This window comes from Paraburkholderia sp. BL25I1N1 (genome assembly GCF_003002025.1).
Taxonomy (GTDB): Bacteria; Pseudomonadota; Gammaproteobacteria; order Burkholderiales; family Burkholderiaceae; genus Paraburkholderia.
In genome coordinates this window covers 67,878-80,909 of sequence record NZ_PVZB01000028.1, presented here as the reverse complement: position 1 = coordinate 80,909, position 13,032 = coordinate 67,878, and the positions used below count along the sequence as shown (strand labels likewise).

12 protein-coding genes are annotated in these 13,032 nt (G+C 64.3%); 3 read left to right on the top strand and 9 right to left on the bottom strand.

Annotated features, from left to right (window positions below):
• Positions 1 to 22 precede the first annotated feature (22 nt).
• From B0G73_RS32395 to B0G73_RS32380, 4 genes are read right to left on the bottom strand one after another with little or no spacing between them, the layout of a single operon-like run.
• Positions 23 to 799 carry an SDR family oxidoreductase gene (locus B0G73_RS32395; protein ID WP_106285213.1) on the bottom strand — a complete coding sequence of 259 codons (777 nt, stop codon included), beginning with the start codon at positions 797 to 799 and terminating at the stop codon, positions 23 to 25.
• Complete coding sequence (locus B0G73_RS32390; RefSeq protein WP_106285212.1) at positions 796 to 1,476, bottom strand: 2-dehydro-3-deoxy-6-phosphogalactonate aldolase; 681 nt, start codon at positions 1,474 to 1,476, stop codon at positions 796 to 798. The genes B0G73_RS32395 and B0G73_RS32390 overlap by 4 nt, the downstream gene beginning before the upstream one ends.
• A gap of 36 nt (positions 1,477 to 1,512) precedes the next feature.
• Positions 1,513 to 2,565, bottom strand: coding sequence for a 2-dehydro-3-deoxygalactonokinase (locus tag B0G73_RS32385; RefSeq protein ID WP_106285211.1), 1,053 nt, complete (start codon positions 2,563 to 2,565; stop codon positions 1,513 to 1,515).
• On the bottom strand, positions 2,562 to 3,548 hold the full coding sequence (locus B0G73_RS32380; RefSeq protein WP_106285210.1) for an IclR family transcriptional regulator: 987 nt from the start codon (positions 3,546 to 3,548) through the stop codon (positions 2,562 to 2,564). Before B0G73_RS32380 ends, B0G73_RS32385 begins: the two co-directional genes overlap by 4 nt.
• 1,093 nt (positions 3,549 to 4,641) lie before the next feature.
• On the opposite strand from B0G73_RS32380, the gene B0G73_RS32370 reads away from it, so the two are divergent.
• Entirely contained in the window at positions 4,642 to 5,094 is a 453-nt protein-coding gene (locus tag B0G73_RS32370) for a hypothetical protein (protein WP_106285209.1), read from the top strand.
• A 416-nt stretch (positions 5,095 to 5,510) separates the two neighbouring features.
• Here B0G73_RS32370 and mtgA read toward each other — a convergent pair whose 3' ends face one another.
• From mtgA to mpl, 5 genes are all read right to left on the bottom strand, one after another.
• Positions 5,511 to 6,233, bottom strand: coding sequence for a monofunctional biosynthetic peptidoglycan transglycosylase (gene mtgA, locus B0G73_RS32360; RefSeq protein WP_106285208.1), 723 nt, complete (start codon positions 6,231 to 6,233; stop codon positions 5,511 to 5,513).
• Between the two features lie 48 nt (positions 6,234 to 6,281).
• On the bottom strand, positions 6,282 to 7,145 hold the full coding sequence (aroE, locus tag B0G73_RS32355) for a shikimate dehydrogenase (protein WP_106285207.1): 864 nt from the start codon (positions 7,143 to 7,145) through the stop codon (positions 6,282 to 6,284).
• Positions 7,142 to 9,259, bottom strand: a complete 2,118-nt coding sequence (locus B0G73_RS32350) for a ribonuclease catalytic domain-containing protein (protein WP_106285206.1) — start codon at positions 9,257 to 9,259, stop codon at positions 7,142 to 7,144. Before B0G73_RS32350 ends, aroE begins: the two co-directional genes overlap by 4 nt.
• 193 nt (positions 9,260 to 9,452) lie before the next feature.
• Positions 9,453 to 10,055, bottom strand: coding sequence for a YqiA/YcfP family alpha/beta fold hydrolase (locus B0G73_RS32345; RefSeq protein WP_106285205.1), 603 nt, complete (start codon positions 10,053 to 10,055; stop codon positions 9,453 to 9,455).
• Entirely contained in the window at positions 10,052 to 11,446 is a 1,395-nt protein-coding gene (gene mpl / locus B0G73_RS32340) for a UDP-N-acetylmuramate:L-alanyl-gamma-D-glutamyl-meso-diaminopimelate ligase (RefSeq protein WP_106285204.1), read from the bottom strand. Before mpl ends, B0G73_RS32345 begins: the two co-directional genes overlap by 4 nt.
• 278 nt (positions 11,447 to 11,724) lie before the next feature.
• Between mpl and B0G73_RS32335 the strand changes: the two genes are divergently transcribed.
• Both B0G73_RS32335 and B0G73_RS32330 read left to right on the top strand, forming a co-directional pair.
• The gene (locus B0G73_RS32335) at positions 11,725 to 12,378 is read left to right on the top strand and encodes a UDP-N-acetylmuramate--alanine ligase (RefSeq protein ID WP_106285203.1); all 654 of its coding nucleotides are present in this window, start codon (positions 11,725 to 11,727) and stop codon (positions 12,376 to 12,378) included.
• Between the two features lie 10 nt (positions 12,379 to 12,388).
• Positions 12,389 to 12,940 (top strand): TlpA disulfide reductase family protein, encoded by a 552-nt coding sequence (locus tag B0G73_RS32330; RefSeq protein ID WP_181196687.1) that lies wholly within the window; start codon positions 12,389 to 12,391, stop codon positions 12,938 to 12,940.
• Positions 12,941 to 13,032 lie beyond the last annotated feature (92 nt).

Genomic DNA, 13,032 nt, shown 5'->3' with positions numbered 1-13,032 from the left:
CGCAATCCGAGTCCTGCAAAAATCAGTCGTGATACAGCGCCGAGCGCCCGCCATCCACCGTGATGCAGGTGGCGTTGATGAACGGCGCTTCGTCCGAGGCGAGAAACACCGCCGTCATCGCCACTTCTTCCGGGCGGCCAATGCGTTTCATCGGCTGCAGATCGAGCGTCGCCTGCTGGGCGGCGGCCGGATCGGCTTGTTCGTTCCACCAGTCATGCGTCAATTGCGTTTCGATGTAACCCGGCGCGATCGCATTGACCCGCACATTGCGCGGCGCGTATTCGATGCCGAGCGCGCGCGTCAGGCCGATCACGCCGTGCTTTGCCACGGGGTAGGGAAAGCAGCCCGGAATGATCTTGAACGAATGTGTCGATGCGATGTTCACAATGCTGCCCGCGCCGCGTTCGACCATGCCCGGCAAGGCCGCGCGGCAACCGTTCCACACGCCGTCGAGATCGACCGCGAAGCAGCGGCGCCAGTCGTCGTCGGTCATGGTGAGCGGGTCGCAGAACACGTTGATGCCGGCGTTGTTCACCAGCACGTCGAGCGCGCCGAATGCGCGTTCGGCTTCGCTCACCGCGTGCTGAACCGACGCGGATTGCGTCACGTCCGTGTGCACCGCGAGCACGTGCGCGCCCGTCTGCGCCTCGATGTGCTCCGCCGTCTGCTGCGCGGTCTCGATATCCAGTTCGGCCAGCACGACGGCCGCGCCTTCGCGCGCGAACGCATGCGCGATCGCCGCGCCGATGCCGCGACCGGCGCCGGTGACAAGAGCGACTTTGCCGGCGAGCCGTTTCATTTCTTCGCACCCGCGCGAGCGATGCGCAAACCGTTGATGTAAGCCTTCGCGTGCGAAGCCGTCACTGCCGCACTCTGCCCCGGCTTATACAGCGCCGAGCCGAGGCCGAAGCCGTTCGCGCCCGCGCTCAGAAACGGGCCCATGTTGTCGGGCGTGATGCCGCCGACCGGTACCAGCGGCACTTCCGCCGCGATCACCGCGCGCCACGCTTTCACCACCTGACAGCCGAGTTGTTCGGCGGGGAACATCTTCAGCACGTCCGCGCCGTTCTTCAACGCAAGGAATGCTTCGTTGGGCGTCGCGACGCCCGGCGCGCAGGCCATGCCTTGCGCTTTCGCAGCACCGACGACTTCCGGATCGCTATGCGGCATGACGATCAGTTCGCCGCCCGCCGACTTCACGTCGTTGACGAAACTCGGATGCAGCACCGTACCCGCGCCGACGATCGCATCCGCCGGCAACACCTTGCGGATCGCTGCGATGCTGTCGAAAGGCTGCGGCGAATTCAGCGGCACTTCGACAATCCGGAAGCCGGCTTCGTAGAGCGCCTGGCCGTGCTCGGCGGCATCGGCGGGCGTCACGCCGCGCATGATCGCGATCAGCGGACACGCCTCGAAAGCCGCGACCAAACCCGCGTGCGGCATGTACGGAGCGGGCAGATTGATGTGAGGTTGCATGTCGGTTCCTTGTTTCGTGAGCGGCGGCGCTGATGGTCAGGCGCGCGCCGTCTTGGCGGCCGGTTTGACGAGCCCCGCCTGCGAGGCGACGCGCCACAGGCCGCGCTCGGTGGCGTGCTTGACCAGCTCCGCCTGGGTGCAGCCGAATTGCGCCAGCGCGAGCCGATAACGCTCGCACAGCGCTTCGTTGCCGATCAGGCGCAGGCTCTGCCCGGCGAGCGCGCTTTGCTGTTGCGCAAGCACGGCGTCGAGACCGGCCAGTTCGTGTCCGATCAGTAACCCCGACAGATAGTCCGGTTGCTGTTCGCGCGACAGTTGTCCGGTGAGGCCGAGCGTGCGCGAACTGAACACGGTCGCGAGCACTCCCGCCTGGCCTTTTTCCCGCGCGATGTTCACGCCATGCAGGAACGCGCCGGTGTCCGGAAGATCAGGCGTGAGCATGGTGCGGCCGAGAATCGTGTGCTCGCGCAGTGCCGCGAATACTTCGCCGGTCATGAAGGTGTGGAAACGCTCGATGCGGTCCGCCTGCACCACGGCCCATTTGGCGTGGGTGCCGGGGAGGCCGATCAGCGAGCGCTTGCCGCTGTCGACAGTGTTTGTTTGTTCGCCGAGCGCGCCGAAGATCTGCGTTTCTTCGCCGCGCATCACGTTGGGCAGTTCGCCGCGTTGCAGGACGCCCGGCACGATATGCAGCGTCACGCCGCACGCCGCCTGCACGCGGACGATGCCCGCCACCAGCGCATCGGCGCTCGCCGGCGTGTCCACGTACGGCGCTTCCAGCCAGCCCTGCGCGCTGCCGACCATGCCTGCGGCGATCACCGGGGCGGCGGGCGCTTGTTCGAGCCAGGCGCCGCAGGTGTCGTCGAAGGCCGCGTCGAAGCCGCCCTGCTCCGCGCTGCGCGGCAGATTCATGATGCCCGCCGTCGATGCGCGCGTCGCCAGCACGTTGCCGGACGCGTCGTACAGATAGGCGCGCAGCGACGTTGTGCCCCAGTCGAGCGCGATCAGCGCGGCGTGCTCGTGGCTCGCATCGACCGAAACGGCTGCGGTGTGGCCGGCTGCCTGGGTGGGAGAACCCGCTCGCTTCATCGCTTGATCCTGCGGGTTGCCGGCTGCGGAGCGCGCCAGCCGAGTTCTTCCGAAATCGCGCGCGCTTCGCGCTGCACGACCGGAATCAGTTCGTCCATGCGTTCGAGCGACATGTATGGAATCGTGCTCGCCACCGACAGCGCCGCCACCACCGCGCCCGACGCATCGCGCACGGGAGCCGCGACGCAGCGGATCGACGCTTCGTTTTCTTCGAGATCGAAGGTGTAGCCGCCGGCCGCGTAGTTGGTCATGCGCTGCATGAAGGTCTGCGCGTCGGGACGGTTGTCCGGCTTGAAACTGACGCCGGCGAGCGCGCGGCGCGAGGCGTCGAAGAGCGACTGCCAGACGTCCGGCGTGAGGTCGAGCATCATAGCCTTGCCGATCCCCGTCGATGCCAGCGGCATGCGGTGACCGACGCGCGAGCGCATTTCGAGGCCGCGGGTGCCAGGGATTTTGTCGATGTACAGGACGTCGTCGCCGTCGCGCACGCCGAGGTGGATCGTGTCGAGCGTTTGTTCCGCGAGCGATTCGAGGTGCTGGCGAGCGACCGCGGTGAGCGGCATCTGTTCGAGCGCGATTGTGCCGAGTTCGATTAGCTTCGGGCCGAGCAGGTAGCCGCCTTGGACCTGGCGCAGATAGCGCGCCTGCACGAGGCTGCTGACCAGGCGATGCGTGGTGCTGCGGGTCGTGCCGAGCGCGGCGCCGAAGGTGCGGAGGTCGCGCACGCCCGCTGCTGCGGCTTCCAGGATCGCCAGGCCGCGCAGGAGGGTTTGCGTGCCGGCTTGCTGCGGGGTGATGTCGAGCAGCGTGCTGGGGAGCGCGATTCCGTCCACCGGGGCCGGGTGGATGCCGGCGTTCGCGCGCGGTGTCTTGGCGGCGGGCGCCGACGGACGCGGCGGCGTGCCGCTAGTCGCGTGGTCGACGGATGGCGATAGATCGGCTTCGGATTCGCTCGCGGCGTGAGTAGGCATCGCTTTGTTCATGGCGATTCGCTTTTCGGTGGTTTTTTTGCGCTTACAGCGCGGGGCCGGAGAGGGGGCCTTGATTGCTCGCGGTATGGCTGGCGCGGCGGTGATGCCTTTGGGCTTTAGGCATGGTTTGGGCTTTGTCTCCGGTTTCTTCTTGCTGTCGCTTTTTCGGCGCCTGGCGGCGGGAGTTTCTCCATGCCGTGCGGCGCTTTCTGCTTGTTGGGTTGGATTGTAGGGCGGTTTTTGAGAAAGCTCCAATATGTGAGTGTTGGATTCAGATAATGGGATTTTTTTGCTGTGGGGTGAGGGTGTTGGGGTGTGGTGTGCGGGTGCTGGCCTTTCCTTGACGCGTTAGTGGTCTATTAGCGTCGCCCCTGTGCGGGGCAGGCACCTACTTTCTTTGCCGCGGCAAAGAAAGTAGGCAAAGAAAGCCGCTTCACACCGCTAACCCCTAAGCGGGGCCCTCGCGCAGCCGCGGTAGTGGTGCATCTGGAATCTGTGCTCTCGCACATTCGGCCACGGTGACAAAGCCGTCATACTTCCCGCCTCGCGCTGCGCGCTCCCCGGAAGGGTCCGCTTCTGACCCGTAGGTTTCTCTGTGCGCTGTGGGGCCGTCGGCTTCGCCTCGGCGTGGCGCTGAAGTGCCGGTGTGTGAAGAGCGACGCCGGGGATGGAATCGCCAACGGTTTCGCGAGGTCTTGCAACGGTGCGAGTAGCCCCCCCTTCCGCATTGCCCGCCCCCTCTTCTCGGCACAGCCGTTGAGAACACGAACTAGGGCTTGAGAAATTTCGGAATTGATTGCCGCACGCACCTTTTAGCCTGCGCAGGTGTTCGCTTGCTGGAAGACACGTTTTAGAATTCTTTTGTCGTGTATTCCGCGACATACAGGTTTAACAGCCTACTAGCGTAGTACCCCGTACGATTGCTCACGCAACTGTGCGGCTGCCTTTGCGCGTCTGTTCTCAACGGGCGGGCCTTGGCGGGGGAGCCTCACGGCTCGCCGGTTTTTGGTACTGCGCTCCGGTCTGTTAACCCCGTCACTGTGCCCGCTCACCACCTTGCAAGCGCGTGTCGGGCGATCCAGGTAAGTTTCAGGGAGATCGCGCCATGAGTAAATCCGTCAAGAATTCTCGAACCACGTCGCGCCCACCCGTTGATGCACTTCAATACGAAAAGCTCGCCTTGTCTGCCTTTGGGCTGCTTGAGCGGCAGCTAAGTCAACTGGACAAGCTGGTGACACTTGCGGCCTCGATAGTCAGCAGTCCGGCGGTGACGCGAGAGGAGAGACATCGCCAACGGAAATTACTGGAACTGCTGCTCGACACGGGCGAGGATTACCAACGCGAAGTCGAGATCGACCGCGAGTTGTACCAGGTGATCGCGCTTGATGCCAAGGGAATTCCGCAGAGCCGCATCACAGCGCGCCGCGCAGCGGACCTTCTTGCAAAGGCCACGAAGACAGCGTCAGAAGACCGCGAGTGCATCGGCGCAAAAAGAACGATGCAGAACAGGCAACCTCGCTTTAGAAGCATCACGCGAGCAACGACAGCAGCGCATTGACAAAGCTCTGCGTCGATATACGTCGCTTCGAAGAAGCCCCGAACTGAAGCGCACCAAATACCGAAAGTCGTTAGGGCCCAAAGCCGACGGCCCCACAGCGCACAGAGAAACCCACTGGTTAGAAGCAGACCCTTCCGGCGAGCGCGTAGCGCGAGGCGGGAAGTATGACGGCCTTGTCACTAGCGCCGAATGTGCGAGAACACAGATTCCAGATGCACCACTACCGCAGCTGCGCGAGGGCTCCGCTTAAGGGTTAGCGGTGTAAAGCGGCTTTCTTTGCCTACTTTCTTTGCCGCGGCAAAGAAAGTAGGTGCCTGCCCCGCACAGGGGCGACGCTAATAGACCACTGAGAATACAAGGAAAGGCCAACACCACAAAAACCCCACCCAAAGCACCGCGCAAGGGCAAAAACCTCATCAATCGGGCAACTCCGCCGCCCCCATCCGCCTCGCAATAACCCGCGCCCGCTGCGCCAAATACTGCGACCCCCGATGCTCATCAAAATACTTAGGCTGCGGCAGCATGACAGCCAATCGCGCCGACTGCGCAGCAGTCAACTTACTCGCCGACGTCTTGTAATAATAACGAGCCGCCGCCTCAGCCCCATAAACCCCATTCCCCCACTCAACGGAGTTGAGATAAATCTCAAAGATCCGTTCCTTATCCATCAAGGTCTCAAGCATCCAGGTAATGATGAGTTCCTGCCCCTTCCGGATATAACTCTTCTCCCGCGACAAGAACAGATTCCGCGCCAGCTGCTGAGTGATAGTCGACCCACCGCGCACAATCTTGCCCTTAGCCTTATTCCGCTCCCAAGCCTGCAAAATAGCGTCGGTCTCATAGCCGTTGTTATTAACAAAATTCGCATCCTCAGAAGCAATAATCGCGCGCTTCAGATTCCGCGAAATCTGGTCATACGACACCCACGTATGCTGCACTGAAAGATCCGGCCGATCCTGCGACAACCGCCACGCGTCCGACCGCATAAACGACGTACTCCGCGGATTGACGTAGTTCCAAACCGCGATCTGCCCGAAGTAAAACGCCTGCGTCGCCAGCCACGCAATCGCCACCACGGCGCCCAGATAGACGATCCATCGCACCGGACCTGGCCGGCTCACGCGCCGCGTTGCTGTCATCGTGCGTCGAGTCCTCGTGTCAATGGCCGCTGCAAAGTAATCGCCGCCTTAGGTGTGCGACGGCGCCGTCAACAGCGCGCGCAATTCGGCCAGCACCGGCGCGCCATCGGGCCGCACGCCACGCCACACGTAAAACGATTCAGCCGCCTGTTCGACCAGCATGCCGAGCCCGTCCGCACCGCGCGCGCCCAGCTTCCGCGCGTGCTCCATGAAGACCGTCGGATGCGCGCCGTACATCATGTCGTAGGCAAGCGTCCCGTTGCCGAACGCGCGGTCGTCGCACTCCGGCAGCGACGCGTCCAGACTGCCCGCCGTCGCGTTGACGATCACGTCATAGGTGCCCGCCTCGATCGCCCGCGCGCTGCCGCCGCTCAATCGGCACGCGGCATCACGCGCGGCTTGCGCGAATTGATCCACCAGCGCCTCGGCCTTTTCCGCCGTGCGATTGACGATGGTCAACGTATGCGGCGCGCGGTCCAGCATCGGCAGCACCACGCCGCGCGCGGCGCCGCCCGCGCCGAGCAATAGAATGCGCGCGCCCCTCAAGGACACGCCGAGATTCACCTCGATGTCGCGCACGAGGCCGAAGCCGTCCGTGTTGTCGCCGTAAATACCATTCGCGTCGATGCGCAACGTATTCACCGCGCCCGCCGCCGCCGCGCGCGGCGACAACGTGTCCGCAAAGGCATGCGCGTCGAGCTTGAACGGCACGGTCACGTTCAGCCCACGCCCGCCCGCATCGATGAAAGCCCGCACGTGCGGCACGAACGCATCCACCGGCGCGAGCAGGTGGCCATACTCGACGGGCTCGCCGGTCTGCGCGGCAAAGCGCCCATGAATGAACGGCGACTTGCTGTGGCCGACCGGGTTGCCGATGACCGCATAGCGGTCGCGTGAATCCTGGGTGCTCATCGCCCCGGCTCCGCAATGTGCTGATGGGTAACGGCACCGTCCGCGCCATCGCTGCTTTCGGCATCGTTCTTCACAGCAGCCGCGTCGTTGCCGTCGAATTCGGCTTCCGCCTGCGCCTCGGCTTCGCCTTCGGCGCTCTCGTTCGGGGCGTCGATGATCTCCTCTTCGCCCTCGTCCGCTTCCTCAGCCTCGCTGCCGCTCGTCACGGTCGGCGCGTCGAGCACGTGTAGCAGACGCACGGACGCTTCGACTGTCAACTCATCGATCGACATCACTTCCATCTGCAAACGCGTGCCGCGCGCGTGCACGCCGAGGCCAGGCACATGCAGCAGCAGCGGAATCTCTTCAAGGCGCACCAGATCGCCCTTCACGACCGACGCCACCACCTGCTTCCTGTTCTCCTGCTTCAGCCAGCGCAGACACCAGAAATATTCCATGCGACGCTGGTGATCGGCGTACGCGGTATACGTATCGTCGAAACCTTGCACGACAGCGAACAGATCGGCGTCTTTGGGCTTGAACGGAGCGGCCAGTTTCGCGGTCACGCCGTGCTGCACGCAGGCAATCAGCTGCCACTGATTAACCAGGTCGACATAACGACGCAGCGGCGACGTGCTCCAGGCGTACTGCGTGACGCCGAGTCCTTCGTGCGGTGCGGCGTTAGTCTGCATACGCGTGCGCTTCGGACCGGTCGGCGCACCGAATGCGCGTTGCGTGCGATAAATGCCCGGCACGCCGTGGTCATGCAGGAACGCGCCCCACGACGAGTTCGCGAGAATCGCCAACTCGGCGACGATCGTATCGAGCGGCGACCCACGCCGGCGCGGTGTGATCGTGATGTGCTCGCCTTCCACGTAGAAGTTGAAGTCGGTGTTGCGCTGCACTTCGCGACGCAAACCGTAACCGGCGCGCGCGGCCTGACGCTTTTCGAACAGCGCCTGCGCGAACGGCCACAGCACGGCGATGTCGTCCTTGTGCGGATAGTCGCCGGTGCCGGCGGCGAGCGCCTCTTCGGTGACCAACTCGTCGAGCGTGTTGTGGCGCAGGTTGTTCTTGACGAACACGCGCTCGGCGCGCGTTTCGCTCGCGACGATTTCCTGCGTCTCGCGATTGACGATCACATACAGCGAGAGCGCCGGACGCAAGCCGCCTTCGGCCAGCGTGAACGCTTCGACGACGCTGTCGGGCAGCATGGTGATCTTGTCGCCAGGCATATACACCGTCGACAGACGCGTGCGAGCGATCGCATCGACCTCGTCGCCACGCTGAATGCCGAGCGCCGGTGCGGCGATGTGCACGCCGATCCGCACGCGGCCATCGGCCAGATGCTCGACGGAGAAAGCGTCGTCGATTTCAGTCGTGGTGATGTCGTCGATCGAAAATGCCTGCAGGTTTGCTTCGGGCAGATCCTCCGGCAAGCTGCCGACCGTAACGGGCGGAAAGGCCGTGCCGTGCGGGAAAAACTCGGAGAGGAATTTCGCTTCGTGCAGCGCGCGCGCCGACGGAATGGCGCCGTTTTCCAGCATCAGACGCGCTTGCGAGATGCCGCGCGCTGCCGCCGCGCCTTCGAGCGCCTTGTACTCGATCGTGTTCTTGTCCGGCCTGGTCAACAGAGCCAGCGCCTTGCTGCCGGTGAAGGCTTCCGGCAGACGGCCGGCTTTCAGCTCGTCTTCGTAGCCGGCCTGCACCAGCGCCTGCTGGCGCTTGCGCTCGAGGCCGGCGAGCGCCATCTTCAGTTGTTCCTGTGGCGCGCGCTGATACATGCCACGGCCCTTGCGGCGGAAGTACACCGGCGAGCCGTGCATGCGCAACACCAGCGCGGCGCGCTCTATCGAGCCGAAACGCTCGCCGAAATACTCGGCGCCAAGGGTCGCGAACGGAAACTCGTCGTCAGGCGCGCATTCCCACAGAAAATCCAGATCGATCTCCTGCGCGGCGGCGTCGGCCTGTTGCATCAGCTCGGCCGCGCTCGGCTTGTCGAATTCGATCAGCACGTCTTTCGCGCGCACCTTGGTGCGCCGGCCGCCCGGCAGCTCGACCTGAAAAGCATCGCCCTGGCGCGACAGCACGCTGCCGGCCTTGAAACTGCCCGATTCCTCGAAGAAAACGTTCACTCAATACTCTCGTTCTGACTTGCATCCGCCGGCGCGCCCGATCTGGTTCAGCGATCGGTCATTGCGCGCGCGGCACGGCAACGTGTCGTGGTAGTGGATCCGCGGCGCGGTACGCGCGCCTGCGGCATGAATCATGATGCGCGGCAACTGCCGCGCTGCCGGAACACCCGGCATGACGTGACTTAATGCAACATCAAGCGGCTTCGCGCGGCGCCGGCGGCTCGACGTCTTCGGCGTCGCAAAAGGCCAGCACGTCGTCGACGTATTGCGCGAACTCGCTGATCGCATGGTCGCTCCCTTCGATCAGCGTAGTCCGTGCGCCGGGATAGTGCGCGAGCATTTCGCGGTAGTCGAGCACTTCGTCGCCGGTGGCGGCCATCAAATAATAGCGTTCAGGCCGCGTGATCGAGGCGACGCCGAGCGCGCGCAACTCATCCAGGTGATGCGGCTCGACGACGATGCTGCCGCCGCCGTGCCACAACGGCTGCTCGCCGAGATAGGCGCTCAGATCGCGCTGCGGCACGACCGCCGGGTTCAGCAGCACCGCCGGCCAACCGTGCTTTTCAGCCAGATGCGTGGCGAAATAGCCGCCGAGCGAACTGCCGATCAGCGTGACGACTTTCGGCTGCGCCGCGGCCACCAGCGATTCGGCGAGCGCCACGGTCTCGAACGGCGAAACCGGCAACATCGGACAACACCATTCGTCGCTGCGGCCGAGCTCGACGAGCCGCGCCGCCAGCACGCGCGCCTTGAACGAATTGGGTGACGAGCGGAAACCGTGTAGATAAAGGATCACGAAGCGCCTCGCGCGGAAAGGGCGTCGAGCAGTTTCTGATGCACGCCGCCGAAGCCGCCGTTGCTCATCACCAGAATCTGGTCGCCCGGGCGCGCTGCGTGGACTACCGCCTTGACCAGCGCGTCGAGATTGTCGAAAGCCTGCGCCTTGCCGCCGAGCGGCGCGAGCGCCTCGCCGAGATTCCAGCCGAGCGCGTCGCGGCCGGTCGGCGCGCCGTAGCCGAACACGAGGTCGGCGTCGGCGAGACTGGCCGGCAATTGCGCCTTCATCACGCCGAGCTTCATGGTGTTCGAACGCGGTTCCAGCACGGCGAGAATCCGCGTGTTGTCGCGGCCGACGCGGGCGCGCAAGCCGGCCACGGTCGTATCGATCGCGGTCGGGTGATGCGCGAAGTCGTCGTACACGGTCACGCCGTCGACGCTGCCGCGCACTTCCATGCGCCGCTTGACGTTGCGAAAGCTCGCCAGCGACCGGGCCGCCTGCGCCGGCGGCACGCCGACATGGCGTGCGGCGGCAATCGCGGCCAGCGCGTTCATGCGGTTGTGCTCGCCTTGCACCTCCCACTCGACCACGCCGACGCGCTTGCTGTTGTGATACACGGCGAAGCGCTCGTCGACCGGCACGCCGTCTTCCGCCGGCAAGGTTTGCCAGCCGCCCTGCACGCCGAAGCGCTCCACTTCGCTCCAGCAGCCGCGTGTCAGCACGCGCTCGAGCGCGTCTTCACGGCCATTCGTGACCACGCGGCCGATGCCCGGCACGGTGCGGATCAGATGATGGAACTGCGTTTCGATCGCGCCCAGATCCGGAAAGATGTCGGCGTGATCGAATTCGAGGTTGTTCAGCACCGCGGTCTTGGGCCGGTAGTGGACGAACTTGGAGCGTTTGTCGAAGAAGGCCGTGTCGTACTCGTCGGCTTCGATCACAAAGAAGCTGGAGTCGGTCAGCCGTGCCGACACGCCGAAATTCAGCGGCACGCCGCCGATCAGAAAGCCCGGGTTGAGGCCGGCGTCTTCGAGCAGCCAGGTCAGCATCGAGCTGGTGGTGGTCTTGCCGTGCGTGCCGGCCACCGCCAGCACCCATTTGCCGTTCAGCACATGCTCGCCGAGCCATTGCGGGCCGGAGGTGTACGGCAAGCCGCGGTCGAGAATGGCTTCCATCAGCGGGTTGCCGCGCGAGACCACATTGCCGATCACGAACAGGTCCGCGTTCAGGCCGTTCAACTGGTCCGCGTCGTAGCCTTCAATCAGGCCAATGCCTTGCGCCTCGAGCTGGGTGCTCATGGGCGGATAGACGCCGGCGTCGCAACCCGTCACGGTGTGGCCCGCGCCGCGCGCGAGGACCGCGAGACCGCCCATGAACGTGCCGCAGATACCGAGGATGTGGATGTGCATAAGCCTGTCGTGCCGCGCGGGCGTTTTTCCTGGAAAAGCCCCTACTAATCCGGCGCTTCGCGCCGTTCCCCCGAGGGGGCAAGAAAAGCGGGCGCGGCCCGGGGTTTTCCTGAGAGGGATGGGAGCGCAGAAGAGCGGCCGAAACGACCGTCTGCAAAGGACGCTATTGTAACCGACGCCTTTCGATCACCCTATGCGCGCGCGCCCGCCCCGCCGCGCCCCGCGCGCTGTGCGACCCGCCAGGAAAGGCCGTCGCCAATCTCTAGTATGATCGAGGGATGGTTCGCAAATCACACTTCGATCCGCAGCGCGTGCGCGAGGAAATCGCCATCGCGGCTGCCCGCCTGATCGCCGAAGACGGTCTGGACTACGCCACGGCGAAGCGCAAAGCCGCCCGCCAGGTGATCGGCGAGAGCCGTGTTGCCGGCGAATGGCTGCCGGATAACGACCAGATTGAAGAAGAAATCCGCGAGTATCAGTCGCTATTCCAGGGCGACAGCCAGCCCGCGCTGCTGCGGCGGCTGCGCCATATCGCAGTCGACTGGATGGAACGGCTCGCGCCGTTCAATCCTTATTTGACCGGCGCGGTGCTAGGCGGCACCGCCGGCGAGCACTCGGATATCCACCTTCAGGTGTTCTGCGACAACCCCAAAGAAGTCGCGATCTATTTTCTTAACGCCGACATTCAGTACGACGTCTCGGAAACGCGGCATTTCGCCGGCCGCGGCTATGTCGAGACGCTTAGCTTCCTGTGGCGCCCCACGAATGAAGGCCGCGACGCGGAGCCGGTCGGCGTGCACGTGGCGCTCTACGAAACGGACGACCTGCGCGGCGCGGTGCGTGCCGACGCGCGCGGCCGCACGGCGCGCGCGAACCTGCAGGCCGTGCAGACGCTGCTCGACGGCAGCGACGTCGCTCCTTCAACCAACTAGACTGACCAAGATGAATATGAGACGGATTCTGGCCGGCGCGTGTGTCGCCATCGCCGCCGCGGGGGGCGGTGTATTGGCCAACCATTGGCTGAACGGCGGCACCGGGGAAGTCGCGCACGCCGCGCAACCGGCCTCCCCCCAAAGCGCCGTCGCGCAGCTCTGGACCGCCCCCGTCACGACGGTGGACGGCAAGCCGCAAACGCTAAGTGTGCTCAAAGGGCACCCAATCGTCGTCAACTTCTGGGCGTCGTGGTGTGGGCCTTGCGTCGAAGAAATGCCGTCTCTGTCGCAGCTTCAGCGCGACTACGCGAAAAAAGGCATCCAGTTCGTTGGACTTGGCGTCGATTCAGAGAAAAACGTTCAGGCGTTCCTGCAGAAAGTAAAAGTAGCGTATCCGATCTATATCACCGGCTTCGGCGGTGCCGACCTCGCGCGTGCGTTCGGCAATACTGCGGGCGGGCTGCCGTTTACCGTCGTAATCGACGCAAATGGCAACATTCGCTCGACAAAATTGGGACAAATCGACCCACAAGCGCTGAAACAAACGCTCGACGCGCTTTAAATTTCACATTCTTCTGACGCTCGATTACCTGCGGAAGGCGCGAAATTACGCGCAAATTCCGCGGATTTGAGAGAAGATGGGCGCCCGGCACG